A 16,110-nucleotide genomic window follows, 5' to 3' on the forward strand; every position below is an offset into this window, starting at 1 on the left:
TTGATTTTATTGCGGCACTGCCCAAAACCATATCAGCGGCTGCTGTTACAACCATTGCGCCATTGTCCGAATATAATGCTGTGGTACCTGTACCTAAATCAAGCGTGCCCGTATTTATGGTTAATGATTCTAACGCACCATATGACACATTTGTTATAGTCGTTGTATCAGCTACTTTGATATTAACGGTATTGGCATAGCGCTTATTGTTATCGGTAATTGGTGCTAATGTGTCTACATCGCTTAAAGATTCAACACGAATATCTAATGTGTCATTGGCCTTTATAATTCCACCTGAAATTATAGCTCCACCGTTGTTAGCCGATAATTGGATATTTTGCTCTGCTGCCAGAGACGTATCGGTAAGGGTGATTGCATCTGCTATATTGCTGGTTGACGTCAATACAATATCCTGTTTTGCAGAAACTGTATTGTTAAGCTCAATCTTACCCTCTGCGGTCAGCGTAAAACTGCCCGTAGAGGCTGCTGCGTCTCCGCGCATGCGTACGCCAACCCCGGCTTCAGTTGCTATTAGTTCAATCCGACCCGCATACATACCACCCAGCATTGTCGAGTCTATTGCATAATCAGATGTCACGCCCAATGTGTTAATCGCTGCCGCTGTTCGGCTTGATAAGTCCCATTCATTTGTTCCGGCAATAAGTTTGATATCGTTTGCGTTTACTTGTCCATCTAATGTTACGGACCGTGCGACTATATCAAACATCTGCTGAGCGCTTAAGTTGGCGCCACTGCCATTGATTAGCACATCACCTTGCTTTATTTCTAAACCAGTTAAATCACCATTGGTAAAAATGGGCGTTCCGGTAGACAAGGTCACGCGGTCCGTATTTATGAATCCACAACCACCGCACGTAATACCCCACGGATTTGCAACAATAACGTCTGCTTTTGCGCCCGCAACCTCGGTATAACCTACAAGGGTTGAGCGATTGGCAGCCACTACTTCATTTAGAATTACAGCCGCTGCATTATTAAGATTGGGATTGACTTGTACTTGACCAGCTAGTTCTGATGGCGCAGGGGTGAAGTTAGCGTTTGCGTTGTTGTTAAGCACTAACCCCCTGGAATCTACATTGTATTGGGTAAATCTGTTATGAGACAACCCATTAGCATTAGCTCCAGCTATATCTACAATTGGCACGCCATTGGTTGATGTATATATCTGTGTAGCATTGTTAGCCGAAATGACATCGGCAATACCAGTAGTAGGCCACATTAAACCTACAGACACTAGTGCTGATAACAACACTGTGGACTTCACTGATCCAGATACTGAATTTTTACCGCGTGAGCGGGCTAATTCAGAGGCAACCACATAACATCCTAGGTTCTTGTTCCACACTAAACGGAATACATGATTCATAGTAGCGCACCATTTTTAGTTAGAATGCAATGCCAATACGGACGTAGCTGATATAGCCTTCGTCAGTCATATAGTTTGGCTTTTTGATTGCTTTTGAGGTGTTAACGTCGATATTGAGTGAAGCAATTGACAGCGTCATGCCTAAGGCTGCGCCACTGAGCGAACCGTCCGGTACATTTTTAGAGTTGTTGCTAACTTGGCCATAGTCAAGTCCTGTATATACACGGAGAGAACTTGTAAGACCGGCAATTGCCGCTGTATTTATTGGCAGTGTAAGGTCATTACGCACGTAAAAACCACTTTCACCCGATAGACTGTTAGACGAAAAACCTCTGACAGTGTATATACCGCCAATTAACAATGCCTCAGAACCAAATAGTACATCTTCAGCGTACTGACCAGTAAGTCGTGAAGATGCTATAAGTGTTTTATTTTTTACATTAAAGTTACTTGAAAAGCTTCCAGCATATTTCCACTTGTTAAATTGTGCTTGGGGCGCGACTGTGGGCAAGTCAGCTTCATCCTTCAGTGCACCAAACCAATCCACTCCTTTCACATGACCAATTGAAACTGTGCCTGTGCCTATGGAGTATGATTTTGTGTAGGTTAAATCAAGATCAATATTTGATAACTTACGACTGCTAATAGAAAGAAAATTATCGTCGAGGTAATTTTTGCTGTCTTTGTTATTAACTGTAGACGATACACTCCATTTTGAAGAGCGGTCTCTGAAGAGTGTGCGATCTAATCTTAAGGATAGATTTTGTGATGTTCCTGATGACTTAAGTGAATTACCGCTGGCTAGCATTAGTGGACTACTGTAATTCGATTCTGAGCCGTTGATAGAAAACGTGCTATAGCCTAAAGGTACCACATACGTGAGAGAGTTTGATTTTGATCCTCTTTCAGAGCCATCATACGGTGTTGTTCGGTTGTGACTTATGCTAATAAAATCGTTAAATCCAAATGGATTGTCGAGGGTTAAATTGCCTGTTGCTTGATCCTGACCCGTGGACTCTTGACCATAATTGTCATAACCGAGGTTGGCACCCCACCTTTTCTTTGTTTTATTTGTTAGTGTTAAAACACTCGTGCCTATGGTTTTCCCAGGGGTAATCGACATTGTCACGTTATTGGATTGTAATCGATTGATCTGGTCTATTGTCTGTTCTATATCTCGTAGATTAAGCGGCTCACCTATTACCCCTGGATACACATTCATTATTGATATAGAGTTTGTGTTGTTATCGTTTATACTAATCCCTTCCAACAGGCCTTCTACAATTTGTAAGACTAATATACCTCCTTGCAAATCCTGTTTCGCTAAGTAAACGCGTGTAGTAATAAACCCTTTTTCTAAGTAAATTGCAGTAACTTCGGCCATCAGTCGCTCGATATCACCCACATTCATGCAAGTCGATTCATAAGCTTTTAGTAGAGATTTGAAATCTTTTGGTTTTAATTTCTCAACGCCTTCCATTTGGATTTCATTAACTTGTATACATATCCCATTTGTTATAGAAGGCTTTATTTCTTCCAGTGGAGGACTTAAATTTGCTGGAGGTCTACTGCTTTTTAAATCTTCTTCATATTGCAATTGTAACCTTAACTGCTGTTCTTGTTGAATCTGTTGCTGTTGCCTAACGGCGTCATTAATATCGTTAAGGTTTGCTGCAGATAGGGGCGATGAACATAATAATCCGAATGTGATGCAGAATAATGATGTTGTTCTACCAATTTTTTTTATCATTACGGTGCCTTTGAAATCCCTTTGTACGTGTTCTCATAAGATAATGAGACAGTTTTTTAATGTTTTTCTTATCTAAATTTTTTGAATACTTTGAGTTGGCCAATACATAGCAACTTTTTGCTATTGGTAAATAACCCACTAGTTAAATAGTTAGTCACCCAGCTTTTCTCTATCTTAGCGTGAGCTTGCTTGCATTTTACCTTTTTCAAAGCTTTTTGTAGGTGCTTGCAGAATATTGACGTCAATATACTGACTTGCACTTCTTTATTATTTTGGTGGCTTTCTAATATCTTTTTTTAATTCCAAAACGTTATATCACAAGATTTCGCGGGTATATTGATTTATTGTTTCCTTAGTTACAATTTTGGCTTTACTCATGCGCACTATTTATTTGCACAACTACCGGATTTGTGGATTTTTTTTGGTGCGAAATTTACAATTAACGTTCATTATCATTCAACATTATTTCATTCGATGTTCTGCACCTGCTCGCGCATCTGCTCGATAAACACCTTTAGATCCACTGCTGCCTGGGTGCTGCGACTGTCGATCGCTTTTGAGCCCAAGGTGTTGGCCTCACGGTTGAATTCCTGCATTAGGAAGTCCAGTCGCCGGCCCATTGCCTGGTCGCCATTCAGTGCGTGCCGTGCTTCCACAACGTGAGTGTCTAGGCGGTCTAGCTCTTCCGCCACATCCATTTTCTGCGCAAGTAACACCAATTCCTGCTCTATGCGTGAGGCATCCAGCTCAAGGCTGACTTCGTTGAAGCGGTCTATCAACTTCTGTCGATGAGCGGCGAGCATGCGCGGCATCATTTCGCGCAAACTGGTAACGCGTTCGCTGATTGCCAGCAAACGCTCTTCTAGTAACTTTTTCAACTCACTGCCTTCGCGCGCTCGTTGTGCCTTGAGCGCCTTGAGGGCGTCTTCGAAGAGCGACCTTGCTTGTGTGCTCAACTGACCGTCATCCTGCTGGCTCACTCCTAGTACGCCGGGCCAGCCAAGCACTTCCAGTGGGTTGATAGTAACGGGGCTGTCGATCTGTTGACTGATTCGTCGCGCTGCTCTAAGGAGCTCGTCGACCAAAGGCTGATTGACCTGCAACGATGTCGCATTATCTGCCGCAGGGTTAAAACGCAGTGTGCATTCCAGTTTGCCGCGCGCAAATTCCTTGCGAAGCCGTTCCCGTAGTGGACCCTCGAGCGCCCGAAACGCCTCCGGTAGTCGTAAAGTAGGCTCAAGGTAGCGATGATTAACGGAACGAATTTCCCAGGCTAAATTGCCTTGGTCGGTGCTTAATTCGCAGCGTGAGAACGCGGTCATGCTGTAAACCATGGACTGGCCTCCGGTGTGTAGATCAAGGGGGGGAGTATTCTACTCCGGTCGACTCGCAGGTGTCGCCCAGTCGGGTTGGCCCGTATAATCCTTACACACATACCCGCAGTATAAGGATTCCATGATGAAACGACCCAGTGGCCGCGAAGCCGATCAAATGCGCCAGGTAACTTTAACCCGCCATTACACCAAGCATGCTGAGGGGTCGGTACTGGTCGAGTTCGGCGACACCAAGGTTATCTGTACCGTCAGTGCTGAGTCTGGCGTTCCCCGCTTCTTACGCGGCTCCGGCCAAGGCTGGGTAACAGCCGAGTACGGCATGCTGCCACGCTCCACCGGCGAGCGCATGCAACGCGAAGCCAGCCGTGGCAAACAGGGTGGCCGTACTCTGGAAATTCAGCGTTTGATTGGCCGCTCGTTGCGTGCAGCGGTCGACCTGAAGAGTCTGGGTGAAAACACCCTGTATATTGACTGTGACGTGATTCAGGCCGACGGTGGTACCCGTACCGCTTCTATTACCGGTGCCTGTGTTGCTCTGGTAGACGCACTGCGCGTGATGAAACAACGCGGAGCGATCAAGAAGATGCCAGCGGTACAGATGATTGCGGCAGTGTCTGTCGGCATTTATCAGGGCGTGCCGGTACTGGATCTGGACTATCTTGAAGACTCAGCTGCGGACACTGATCTCAACGTGGTCGTGACGGATAAAGGCGGCTTTATTGAAGTGCAGGGTACTGCCGAAGCGGCGCCGTTCAGCGCTGAAGAGCTCAATGCCATGCTGGCGCTGGCCAGACAGGGTGTAGATGAGCTGTTTATTAAGCAATTGGCTGCGCTGGAAGATTGATGAGGCCATTGTTGCAGTGACCGATTCGCCCCTAGGTAAGGAGTACCTGATATGACAGATGAAACTCCCACCGTTGCAGAGCCTGTTATGCCAGGACCGGAAGCGCGTAAATGGGCCTTAATCGCCCATTTGTCGGGTTTTGTCGGGTGCCTGATTCCCTTTGGCAGCTTGATTGGGCCTTTACTGGTCTGGCAGCTGAAAAAGGACGATGACGTGTTTATCGATGATCAGGGCAAGGAGGCGTTGAACTTTCAGATCAGTGTGGCTTTGGCCGGGCTGGTTAGCGCGTTGCTGATGATTGTCTTGATCGGATTTTTGTTGATTTGGGTAGTGATCATCGGTGCGGTTATTCTGATGATCATTGCGGCAATCAAGTCCAATGAGGGGCAGACCTATCGGTATCCCTTCTGCTGGCGGGTGATCAAGTAGCTTCGAGGGTTCGCCGCGCGGTCGCGGCGCCAGCGAAGTCGAGCAATAGCGGCGAGGGCGCTGGCTTATCCAGCAGCGCCAGCCCAAGGTACAAGCTATCGCTCAGATGCTCAGCGTCCAATCATAATCGATGATGACCGGGGCATGTTGCGAGAAGCGCGCATCACGGGGAATACGTGCATTCTTGACGAAGCGGCGCAGCCCAGGTGTGAGTATCTGATAATCAAAGCGCAGGCCTAGATTCAGACTTTCTGCCTGCTCGCTGTCCGGCCACCAACTGAACATTTCGGCCTCACGCGTGACTTCGCGCAAGGCATCCACATATCCCAGATTGCCAAAAATCTCGTCCATCCAGGCCCGTTCTGGGGCCATGAAGCCTGGCTCGTTCTGACAGTCGCGCCAGTTTTTTACGTCCAGCTTGAGGTGCGAGCTGTATAACGAACCGCAATAAATGAATTCACGGCGCTTGCGTCGCTGCTTGTTCAGATAGCCGGTGAAGTCATTCATGAACTTGAACTTCTGGTTCAGGTTCGCATCACCTCCGCGCCCGGAAGGCAACAACAGGCAGCCTATGCTGACCTTGTCGAAGTCGGCCTGGATGTAGCGGCCATAACGATCGGCCAACTCAAAATCCAGGCCCATGATGATCGCCTTGGGCGCGGTGCGGGTATAGATTGCGACACCGCCCTGGCTGGGTACCTCGGCCTCGAAGCAATACTGCCAGTAGCCGTCCAGCCAATAGGGATCCTGCTCCAGTTCGGGGGCGGTAACCCGTATATCCTGTAGACAGATGACGTCGGCGTCCTGTGTGCGCAGCCAGTCAAACAGGCCCCGGGCTGCCGCCGCCTCGATGCCGTTAACATTCAGACTGATGATGCGCATACGTGGCTCCCCCAAAATCGAAAGTGTATGATACCCGAGCCAGCATTTTTTTTGTCAATAAGAGGATCGGGATGCACGAATATCAGCGCGAGTTCATACGTTTTGCCTTGGACCGCAAGGTCCTGCGTTTTGGTGAGTTTACGCTGAAATCCGGACGCAAGAGCCCCTATTTCTTCAATGCGGGTCTGTTTAACACCGGTTCGTCGCTAAGTCGTCTGGGACGTTTCTATGCGCAGGCGTTTGTGCACAGTGCGATTGAGGATGTTGACGTCATATTCGGGCCCGCTTACAAAGGCATTCCTTTGGCAGCAGTGACAGCAGTTGCACTTGCTGATAGCTTTGATCGCGATGTGCCATATTGCTTTAATCGCAAGGAAGCCAAGGATCACGGCGAGGGTGGAAGCCTGGTAGGTGCCCCGCTCGCGGGACGCGTGCTGATAATAGATGATGTAATCACTGCAGGTACCGCTATTCGCGAAGTGATGCAGATCATCAGCACGGCAGGTGCCAAGCCGGCTGCCGTGATGGTCGCACTCGATCGCCAGGAACGTGGAAGAGGCGAGTTGTCAGCGATCCAGGAGGTGGAGCAAGATTTTGCTATTCCGGTGGTCAGTATCGTTTCACTGACGCAGGTCCTGGACTTCCTCGAAGAGGATGCGGAATTGCGTCATTATCTGCCGGCAGTCCAGGATTATCGTGCAGAATATGGAATCAAGGAAGGACAGTCCTGACAAGGGTGTAGTCCTGGCTTTTGCACCCGGAGTCACTGGCTCCTCGCACAGAGTTATTGCTTATGCTTAGGTCATTTTGCATCATTGTTGGGATTATCGGTTGTGCGCTCAATGCGCATGCTGAGCTCTATCGTTACGTTGATGAAAACGGCATAACGGTTCTCGATGATCGCGTACCGTCAGGATCCGTAAAGCACGGCTATGAAGTGCTCGATAATCAAGGCCGTGTCCGGCAGACAATCCCTGCTGCGCGCTCGCCGGAACAGTTGGAGGCTGATCGAGCGGCCCACGCGGCGCAAAAGCAGCAGCTCGAAGACGACACTACGTTGTTGCGTCTTTACAGCAGCGTCCCCGATCTGGAAAGGGCAAAAGCCCGCCAGTTGAGCCAGATTCAGATCTTGATTGAAACCACCCACAGCAATATTTCTGATCTGCAGGTGCAGCGTGAAGCATTGCAAGGTCGGGCCGCGATTCAGGAACGTGCCGGGCGCGCTGTCGATGAGATGATACTGCGTGAGCTAGCCGAAGTGGATGCCGAGATCGCTCGCCTGGAACGATTGATCTCTGCCAAGCAGATGGAAGTGGAGGAGGTCAAGTCCAGATTCGCGGTAAGCCGCGCCAGGCTTGGGGTGCTGCTGGGTAGTTAGCATCTCAAGTCTAACTCAGCTCAGTCTTCCTTCAGGTTGAAGGCGTTCGAATGTGCTTACCGCGTCGCGAAAAACCTGTGGGATAGGCGAGGGTCGGCGATTGCTCTGGTCCGCATGGACATAGACAATCTCGCCGTTGACCAATATCTCGGTATCCCGATAAATCCCGATCAGAAATTGCATGCTAGAGTTACCCAACCGGGCAATGCGCACATGCACCTCAAGCACATCGTCAAAGCGCGCTGGCGAGCGGTATTCCAGTAACGTCCGTACGGCAAAAAAATCGCTGCCCTTGGCACCGGTCTCGCCACTGTAGGTTTGACCCATCGCGCGAAAATATTCGGTGATGCCCACGTCCGCATAAGTCAGATAGTGACCGTTGAAGACAATGCCCTGCATGTCTGCCTCGGCCCAACGTACCCGCAGTGACTGGCTGAAACGGAAGTCATCCTGTTGCATCGGTTAAATATCCTGCTTGCTGTTAGTGATGAGCGTGCCGACGCCTGTGTCAGTAAAGATCTCCAGAAGGATCGCATTGGGTACCCGCCCGTCGACGATAATTGCGCTGCCGACACCGCCTTGTACTGCGTCCAGCGCGCAACGGATTTTCGGCAACATACCACCGTAAATAGTGCCATCGGTGATCAGCGCATCAACCTGCGCTGTGGTCAAGCCAGTAAGCACGTTTCCGGCCTTGTCCATCAGCCCTGCGATGTTCGTCAGTAGCATCAGCTTCTCGGCCTGTAATGCCTCAGCAACCTTGCCCGCCACCAGGTCGGCGTTGATGTTGTAGGAGGCCCCGTCGACACCCACTCCGATGGGTGCGATGACTGGAATATAATCGTCGGAGACCAAGCGGTTGATCAATCGGGTATTCACCTCGACCACCTCGCCGACATGGCCGATATCGATGATCTCCGGCTTGTCGAGACCTGGCGTATGGCGGGTTACCTTGAGCTGGCGGGCCTTGATCAGGCCCGCGTCCTTGCCGGTCAGGCCGATTGCGCTACCGCCGTGTTGATTGATCAGATTGACGATGTCTTTGTTGACCTGCCCACCCAGTACCATCTCGACCACATCCATGGTCTGAGCATCGGTCACCCGCATGCCGTCGACGAAGTGACTTTCAATGTTCAGGCGCTTGAGCAGGTCGCCGATCTGCGGTCCGCCACCATGCACTACGACGGGATTGATGCCCACCGTCTTCATCAGCACAATATCGCGGGCGAAACTGTTTTTCAGCTCATCGCTTTCCATCGCATTGCCACCGTATTTGATGACAATGGTCTTACCGGTGAAGCGTTGTATATAGGGCAGCGCTTCGGTCAGTACCCGGGATACCTGGGTGGCGGCGTCACGACTCAGCATAGTGGTCAGTTTTCTCCTGAAAAAGTCAGAATGTCAGTTGCAGATCGCTGGCGACCAGGGCCAATTGATCACGGAATAATTGCTTTATGCGTTCCAGCTCATCGGGCTTGTCCGCTTCAAAGCGCAGTACCAGCACGGGGGTAGTATTCGATGCACGCACTAGGCCCCAGCCATGGGGGAAGTCGACGCGGATGCCATCCAGAGTTGAGATACGGCCAGGGCCCCATTCGGCCTGTTTCTTCAGTGCTTTGATCAGCTCGAATTTACGTTGCTCGCCTACGGTCAGATTGATTTCCGGAGTAACCAGTCCGGCCGGATGCTTACTGAATAGATCCTGGCCCTGACTGTCTTCCGGTGGTTGAAGCGACATAAGCTCGAGAAGCCGGCAAGCGCTGTAAAGACCATCGTCGAAGCCAAACCAGCGCTCTTTAAAGAAGATATGGCCGCTCATTTCGCCACCCAGTAACGCGCCGGTTTCGATCATCTTGGCCTTGATCATGGAGTGCCCCGACTTCCACATGACTGGCCTGCCGCCCATGCGGCTGATCAGCGCTGGCAAACGCCGGGTGCATTTAACATCGAATACGATGTCGGCCCCGGGGTGGCGCGTCACTATGTCTTCGGCAAAAAGCATCAACAAACGATCGGGATAGATCATTTCGCCGCTGCTGGTCACCACGCCCAGACGATCGCCATCGCCATCAAAGGCAATACCTATGTCTGCGCCAGTGCGTTTCACTTCGGCAATCAGGTCCTGCAGATTCTCGATGTGCCCCGGATCAGGGTGATGATTCGGGAAATGACCGTCGACCTCGCAGTAAAGCGGTATGACGTCGCAGCCCAGATCTTCGAGGAGCGATTGGGCAATGACGCCCGCCACACCGTTGCCGCAGTCGACGACGACCTTGAGCGACCTTACGAGCACCACGTCCTCGGCTATTTGGCGGCGATATGCGTCCAGCAGCTCCACCTGCTGACGACCACCAGAGCCGGTATTGAGGTCGTTTTTCTCGAGGCGTTCGCGAAGTGCCTGAATGCGCTGGTCGGCCAGTGTTTCGCCGGCAATGACGATTTTAAGACCATTGTAGTCGGCGGGATTGTGACTGCCCGTCAACATGACCCCGGAAGTAGCTTGTGTGGTGTGAGTGGCGTAGTAAAGCACTGGAGTTGGGACCATACCCAGGTCGATCACCTGACAGCCACTTTCCATGAGGCCGCGAATCAGCTGCTCAACCAATGTTGGGCCGGAGAGGCGACCATCACGGGCTACGGCGACGTTTGGCTCGCCGCAGGCGATGCTTTCACTGCCGATGGCGCGGCCGAGCCAATAAACTGTTTCGGCTTTCAGGGTCTGGTCTACCACGCCACGAATGTCGTAGGCGCGGAATATCTCTGCTGGGATGTTGGGTATGGTCAAGTGCGTCGTTTCAGCTGTGGCCGAGTTGCCGAACATGTCGCTGTCGACATCGGCCATATCGTCGATGATATCAATGTCGAGGATGTCGTGATCGGGCAGTACCGGTTTTGATGGCGCTAGCGCTTTCTTACTCGCTTCTGCAGAGCTGTCCTCGCGGTCTGGAATGGGTCCCGGTTTGCGGCCCAGTCCGGAGGCCAGTTGCATGATCTGCTGGGCAACCGGCGCCAGCGGACTCATGCGCAAGTCTGCAATCTTGTGTCCTTGAGCTAGTTGGCTGAGCACGGATGCATCAGCTTTGAGGTCAATCGTCCAGCTACGTTGCAGCCAGAATAATCCGGCAAGAATGCCAAAGAGGGCCAGTAGCGCTGAGGCGAGCAGCAGCAGTGGGTTGGCTACACCCGCAACCAGTGCGGCACCGGGTTGAAACTCGATATGCCATGCCGGGTTTTCAGATGGCAGGGTCAATATGTCACCAAATCCGCTGCCCGCCTCGTACAATGTTTGCGTAGGAGCACCCGGAAACTTCTGAATCAGCTTCACCTGACCGGCGTCTATCGATAGCGGTGGAAGGGATACCAGTACACGCTGTAGATCGAAGGCGGCGACTAAGGTTCCGCCGATAGGTGCGTTGTTGGAAACACGTAAAGGGGTTACCACAAATAGACGCCATTTCCCGTCGATCGGATGAGCTTCCATAGGCACTGGCATGTTGCGCTCGGCTCGACGGACCATATCCAGCACAGCAAAACTGGGTGGCTCCTGTCCGTCAGTGGGCGCCTCGGCCTGACCGATTGCGAAGATCCGTATGGACTGGCTGTTAGCCAGATAAAAGCGCAGCATACGTTGGGTGCTGGCGCTGCTGCCCTGTTGCAGTGCGACCTGAAGCTGTGGGTTGGCGGCCAGACGTGACAGGTCATTTTGCAGCTGTTGAGCAGACAGGTTCAGAGCGCCAAGCTGTTGTGTTGCATAGGCACTGGCCAGGTCATCACGATAGCGATCGTTATTGTTGGCAAGCAGAGCGAGCCACATCAGACATGCGGCTAGCGCCAGTCCAGTGAGTGCAATCAATAGTGGCACGAGGGTGCTGGGCAACGATAACGACGACTTGGCTGGGTCCTTGCTTCTGGATTTCATCACTGGGTAACGCCTCCCTGTCCATTGCGCTGAATTGATTTCAACGACTGCCTGTATGACCGAACCCGCCAACACCGCGTGCGCTGTCTTCGAACTCGTCCACCACTTCCAGTTGTGCCTGCAATACCGGAACCAGTACTAGCTGCGCAATGCGCTCGCCGGGCGTCATCGTGAACGCCTGAGCGCTCCGGTTCCAGCAGGATACCATCAGCTGACCTTGGTAATCGGAATCTATCAGACCCACAAGGTTGCCCAGTACTATTCCGTGTTTGTGGCCCAGACCAGAGCGAGGCAGAATCATCGCTGCTAGCCCTGGATCGTCAATATGAATGGCTAGCCCCGTGGGTATTAATTCGGTTTGACCGGGCTGTAGCGTTAAAGGTTCATGCAATAAAGCGCGCAGATCCAAGCCAGCCGATCCTTCTGTGGCGTAGTGGGGCAGGGGCCATTCCTGGCCGAGCCGGTGATCGAGTATCTTTGCCTGTAATTTACGCATGGGAATGTCCATTTTTTATTTTTAACCCTCATTCGATCGCGTCGAGGTGATTTCCTATGTAGCCGATAATCTGCCGAGCAAGCTTTTGCTTGCTTGCTTGCGGGAGGTGCTCCTGGTGTAGGGCGCGATCGATCAAAGTCACCGCATTATCATCACTGTTAAAGCCAATACCAGGCGCGCTGACGTCGTTGGCGATGATCAGGTCAAGATTCTTGTGGGTGAGCTTATCGCGGGCATAGGCCAGGACGTCGTGGGTCTCTGCGGCAAAACCCACGCACCAAGGTCGCTGCGCGTGGCTGGCGATCTCGGCCAGGATGTCCGGGTTGGGTACCAGCTCTAAAACCAGGCCGGCATTGGCCTGGGGATCTTTCTTGAGTTTTCTGGGTGCATAATCCACCGGACGGTAGTCAGCTACCGCAGCAGAAGCGATGAAGATGTCAGCGGGCAGTGCGGCCTCGCAGGCCGCCTGCATATCCCGTGCGCTGATTACGTTGATGCGATCAACTCGCGGCGGCGTTGGCAAATGGACCGGCCCGGCGACCAGGGTGACTCTGGCACCCGCTTCGGCAGCTGCTTCGGCCAGTGCGAAGCCCATTTTGCCGGAGCTGTGGTTGGAGATATAACGTACAGGATCGATCGCTTCCCGTGTCGGTCCGGCATTAATCAGCACATGCTTGCCGGTCAGCAGCTTTCGCTCGAAACATGCGCTGGCCAGAGCGGCGATCTCGGTAGGCTCGAGCATGCGACCCAGCCCTACATCACCGCAGGCCTGTTCGCCGGCAGCTGGCCCGAAGATGCGCACATCCCGCTCGCGCAGCAGGGCCAGATTCGCCTGAGTGGCCTGATCGCGCCACATCGCCTGGTTCATTGCCGGAGCTATTGCCAGTGGTGCATCTGAGGCCAGCACCAGGGTCGTCAGAAGATCATCTCCGCGGCCCTGGGCCAGTCGCGCCATCAGGTCTGCTGTGGCCGGCGCAATCAGCACTAGGTCGGCCCAGCGGGCCAGGTCGATATGTCCCATGGCGGCTTCAGCAGCGGGGTCAAGCAGATCCCCGTGAACCGGATGGCCGGATAGCGCCTGTAGCGTCAACGGTGTGATGAACTCGCGAGCAGCCTGCGTCATGACGACACGGACTTCTGCGCCGGCATCGCGAAGGCGACGTATAAGCTCCGCGCTCTTGTAAGCCGCGATGCCGCCACTGACACCCAGGAGCACTCTCTTGTTCACCAACCGCTGCATGTCTGACCCCCAGCTAGTGCGCCCGTGGCGCTACGTGTGCAAAACCCACCTAAAATACCACAGCACAAGCATCAAGGCCTGCACCTCGACCGGTCAGATTACAGCCTCTATACTAAATTTTCATATCACTGCGCACGAACAGGAAGTACGTGCTCTCGACGCAAGGAACGGCGTATGCCTATTACCGACTGGCCAGTGGCCGAGCGGCCCCGTGAGAAGTTACTCAATCAGGGCGCTGCAGCGCTATCTGATGCTGAGTTGTTGGCTATTTTTCTGCGTACCGGCCTGCCTGGACTCAGCGCAGTCGATCTGGCGCGGAAGTTATTGATTGGGTTTGGCAGCTTGCGTGCGCTCTTGCATGCCGAACAGGCTGATTTCTGTCTACATGCTGGACTGGGCCCGGCCAAGTTCGCACAATTGCAGGCAGTCATGGAAATGGGGCGCCGACACTTGTTCGAGGATCTCAAGCGCGGGACCGCATTGACGTCGCCGGGTGCGGTGCGGCATTACCTGCGCAGCCGTATGGCTCATCTGCCACACGAAGTCTTTGCTTGCCTGTTTCTGGATAATCAGCATCGGGTGATTGTTTTCGAGGAGCTGTTTCGCGGCACGCTCGACAGCGCCAGCGTCTATCCGCGAGAAGTGGTCAAAAGGGCATTAGCTTGTAACGCCGCCGCATTGATTCTGACGCACAACCATCCGTCGGGTGTGGCCGAACCCAGCCAGGCTGACCAAATGCTCACCAGGCGGCTGAAGGAGGCGCTGGCATTGGTGGATATCCGCGTGCTTGACCACCTTGTTATAGGTGATGGTGAGCCCGTATCCTTTGCCGAGCGAGGGTTGATATAACGCCCTAAAAATTAAAAGTCATTGCTTGCGAGGGCATGTTTTGGTATAAAGCTCCGCTCTTCTCGGGGCTGCGCTTGCACGGATTCATTTGGCGAGTCTGTATGATGCTTGCCCCGGCTGGAAAACAAATTAATTTATGGCTTCCAACCAGTTCGGGTTGGGCAAGTGGTTGGAGAGGGTTAACCATGTCTCGAGTATGTCAGGTGACCGGTAAAGGTCCAGTGACTGGGAACAATGTTTCCCACGCTAACAACAGAACCAAACGTCGTTTTCTGCCTAACCTGCAGCACCATCGTTTTTGGGTTGAGGCAGAGAAGCGTTTTGTACGTCTTCGTACGTCCACTAAGGGCATGCGCATCATCGACAAGCGCGGTATCGATGTAGTGCTTGCTGAAATGCGCGCCCGCGGCGAAAAAGTCTAAGGAGCAGTCCCATGCGTGAATTGATTCGTTTGGTTTCTTCTGCCGGTACTGGTCATTTTTACACTACCGACAAGAATAAGCGTACTACTCCCGATAAGATCGAAATCAAGAAATTCGATCCGGTTGTTCGCAAGCACGTGAACTACAAGGAAGCCAAGATCAAGTAAGATCTGGCTTGCAACAAAAAACCCGCCTCGGCGGGTTTTTTGTTGTCTGCTGATTATCACCCTGGCCTATTCTCCGCCAACTGCAAAGTTCGGCAGGCGGTCCACAGGCTGTGTGAAAGCGAAGGGGATGGATACGGTGTCCAGGCCCACATTCTTTTGTACGACAAAGTGCAGGTGAGGACCGGTACTGTTTCCGGTATTGCCCGACTGCGCGAGCAGACTGCCGGTGCGCACTCGCTGACCTTCATTGACCACCACCGAGCGCTGCTTGAGATGCAAATAGACGCTCATCGTGCCGTCATCGTGCAGCAGCCGCACAAAATTGCCCGAAGGATGGGTGCCACGGCCGTTCTGATTGTTTTCTATCTTGATGACAACGCCGTGTCTGGCCGCCATGATCGGTGTGCCCTCAGGCATTGCGATGTCGATGGCGTATCGACCTTTTGCGCCTGTGTGACTGTAGCCACCACCAGGCCCCTGCGTGACGCGAAAGGGGCCGCCTTTCCAGGGCAACGGGTAATCTATCAGTGCATGCTTAGCCCGGGGATCACCCAGCGCATGGCGCAACTTGTAACTGAAGCTGGGGGCTCCGGTGCCGTCTGGCGCTAGCGTCAGCAGACGAATCTGCTCGCGGGGTTGCAGTACCCAGCGCACGGGTTTCTCAGGTACTCCGGTCAAATGTCGCGCCGACTCGATGCTCAGCTCGACCTCGACCGGAGCGTAAAGCTCGTTGTGCACGATCAGCGTTTCGCCACCCGGATGTTTCTTGGTCGTGACATAGACCTGTTGATCGAAAGTTTCGACCATGGCGTCACGGAACGTAAAGACCTGCGCGCCCTTGACCTCCTTGTCGGTATAGGTCACCACGCCGTTAGCGTCGGTATATTTGTAGATAGTCGAGGCGTACAGCAGAGGGCTCGCCAGAAGTAGCGTCAGGCCCAGAAAAAAGGTTCGCATCCTTTGCAACCCTCATAGTGAATAGAAATGCGTATGGCTCAATGGTAACCCGATCA

General features: G+C 52.5%; 17 protein-coding genes. 7 read left to right on the forward strand and 10 right to left on the reverse strand.

All coding sequences use genetic code 11. From position 1 onward, the window contains the following. The 3 genes from ACJAXR_RS11690 to ACJAXR_RS11700 all read right to left on the reverse strand — a co-directional run. A partial coding sequence (locus ACJAXR_RS11690; protein WP_415058452.1) for a filamentous hemagglutinin N-terminal domain-containing protein occupies window positions 1-1,387 on the reverse strand: 1,387 nt, incomplete at its 3' end. Between the two features lie 19 nt (window positions 1,388-1,406). Then, window positions 1,407-3,137: a ShlB/FhaC/HecB family hemolysin secretion/activation protein gene (locus ACJAXR_RS11695; RefSeq protein ID WP_415058453.1), complete on the reverse strand. Its 1,731-nt coding sequence runs from the start codon at window positions 3,135-3,137 to the stop codon at window positions 1,407-1,409. Between the two features lie 467 nt (window positions 3,138-3,604). Further along, window positions 3,605-4,471, reverse strand: a complete 867-nt coding sequence (locus ACJAXR_RS11700) for a YicC/YloC family endoribonuclease (protein ID WP_415058454.1) — start codon at window positions 4,469-4,471, stop codon at window positions 3,605-3,607. 124 nt (window positions 4,472-4,595) lie between these two features. On the opposite strand from ACJAXR_RS11700, the gene rph reads away from it, so the two are divergent. Continuing rightward, complete coding sequence (gene rph / locus ACJAXR_RS11705) at window positions 4,596-5,315, forward strand: ribonuclease PH (RefSeq protein ID WP_415058455.1); 720 nt, start codon at window positions 4,596-4,598, stop codon at window positions 5,313-5,315. A 51-nt stretch (window positions 5,316-5,366) separates the two neighbouring features. Further along, window positions 5,367-5,744, forward strand: coding sequence for a DUF4870 domain-containing protein (locus tag ACJAXR_RS11710; protein WP_415058456.1), 378 nt, complete (start codon window positions 5,367-5,369; stop codon window positions 5,742-5,744). A gap of 102 nt (window positions 5,745-5,846) precedes the next feature. On the opposite strand, the gene ACJAXR_RS11715 is transcribed toward ACJAXR_RS11710, so the two are convergent. Continuing rightward, window positions 5,847-6,626, reverse strand: coding sequence for an exodeoxyribonuclease III (locus ACJAXR_RS11715; protein WP_415058457.1), 780 nt, complete (start codon window positions 6,624-6,626; stop codon window positions 5,847-5,849). Between the two features lie 71 nt (window positions 6,627-6,697). On the opposite strand from ACJAXR_RS11715, the gene pyrE reads away from it, so the two are divergent. Both pyrE and ACJAXR_RS11725 read left to right on the forward strand, forming a co-directional pair. Further along, the gene (pyrE, locus tag ACJAXR_RS11720) at window positions 6,698-7,357 is read left to right on the forward strand and encodes an orotate phosphoribosyltransferase (RefSeq protein WP_415058458.1); all 660 of its coding nucleotides are present in this window, start codon (window positions 6,698-6,700) and stop codon (window positions 7,355-7,357) included. 62 nt (window positions 7,358-7,419) lie between these two features. Then, complete coding sequence (locus ACJAXR_RS11725; RefSeq protein WP_415058459.1) at window positions 7,420-8,004, forward strand: DUF4124 domain-containing protein; 585 nt, start codon at window positions 7,420-7,422, stop codon at window positions 8,002-8,004. A gap of 15 nt (window positions 8,005-8,019) precedes the next feature. Here ACJAXR_RS11725 and ACJAXR_RS11730 read toward each other — a convergent pair whose 3' ends face one another. The 5 genes from ACJAXR_RS11730 to coaBC are packed head-to-tail and all read right to left on the reverse strand — an operon-like array spanning window position 8,020 to window position 13,659. Further along, the gene (locus tag ACJAXR_RS11730; RefSeq protein ID WP_415058460.1) at window positions 8,020-8,463 is read right to left on the reverse strand and encodes an acyl-CoA thioesterase; all 444 of its coding nucleotides are present in this window, start codon (window positions 8,461-8,463) and stop codon (window positions 8,020-8,022) included. A 3-nt stretch (window positions 8,464-8,466) separates the two neighbouring features. Beyond that, window positions 8,467-9,372, reverse strand: coding sequence for an acetylglutamate kinase (gene argB, locus ACJAXR_RS11735; RefSeq protein ID WP_415058461.1), 906 nt, complete (start codon window positions 9,370-9,372; stop codon window positions 8,467-8,469). A gap of 25 nt (window positions 9,373-9,397) precedes the next feature. Then, window positions 9,398-11,923: a phosphomannomutase/phosphoglucomutase gene (locus ACJAXR_RS11740; protein WP_415058462.1), complete on the reverse strand. Its 2,526-nt coding sequence runs from the start codon at window positions 11,921-11,923 to the stop codon at window positions 9,398-9,400. Window positions 11,924-11,963: 40 nt separating this feature from the next. Beyond that, the gene (gene dut, locus ACJAXR_RS11745) at window positions 11,964-12,419 is read right to left on the reverse strand and encodes a dUTP diphosphatase (RefSeq protein WP_415058463.1); all 456 of its coding nucleotides are present in this window, start codon (window positions 12,417-12,419) and stop codon (window positions 11,964-11,966) included. Window positions 12,420-12,447: 28 nt separating this feature from the next. After that, the gene (gene coaBC, locus ACJAXR_RS11750) at window positions 12,448-13,659 is read right to left on the reverse strand and encodes a bifunctional phosphopantothenoylcysteine decarboxylase/phosphopantothenate--cysteine ligase CoaBC (RefSeq protein WP_415058464.1); all 1,212 of its coding nucleotides are present in this window, start codon (window positions 13,657-13,659) and stop codon (window positions 12,448-12,450) included. A 174-nt stretch (window positions 13,660-13,833) separates the two neighbouring features. Between coaBC and radC the strand changes: the two genes are divergently transcribed. The 3 genes from radC (at window position 13,834) to rpmG (ending at window position 15,097) form a co-directional block, all read left to right on the forward strand. After that, a complete protein-coding gene (gene radC / locus ACJAXR_RS11755; protein WP_415058465.1) occupies window positions 13,834-14,508 on the forward strand; it encodes a RadC family protein in 675 nt (224 codons plus the stop codon). 185 nt (window positions 14,509-14,693) lie between these two features. Continuing rightward, window positions 14,694-14,930: a 50S ribosomal protein L28 gene (rpmB, locus tag ACJAXR_RS11760; protein ID WP_415058466.1), complete on the forward strand. Its 237-nt coding sequence runs from the start codon at window positions 14,694-14,696 to the stop codon at window positions 14,928-14,930. Between the two features lie 11 nt (window positions 14,931-14,941). Then, window positions 14,942-15,097, forward strand: a complete 156-nt coding sequence (rpmG, locus tag ACJAXR_RS11765; RefSeq protein ID WP_070882577.1) for a 50S ribosomal protein L33 — start codon at window positions 14,942-14,944, stop codon at window positions 15,095-15,097. Between the two features lie 66 nt (window positions 15,098-15,163). On the opposite strand, the gene ACJAXR_RS11770 is transcribed toward rpmG, so the two are convergent. Continuing rightward, complete coding sequence (locus ACJAXR_RS11770; protein ID WP_415058467.1) at window positions 15,164-16,054, reverse strand: peptidoglycan DD-metalloendopeptidase family protein; 891 nt, start codon at window positions 16,052-16,054, stop codon at window positions 15,164-15,166. Window positions 16,055-16,110: the final 56 nt, after the last annotated feature.

Origin of the sequence: Halopseudomonas sp., from assembly GCF_047631575.1 — a bacterium.
Classification (GTDB): Bacteria; Pseudomonadota; Gammaproteobacteria; order Pseudomonadales; family Pseudomonadaceae; genus Halopseudomonas.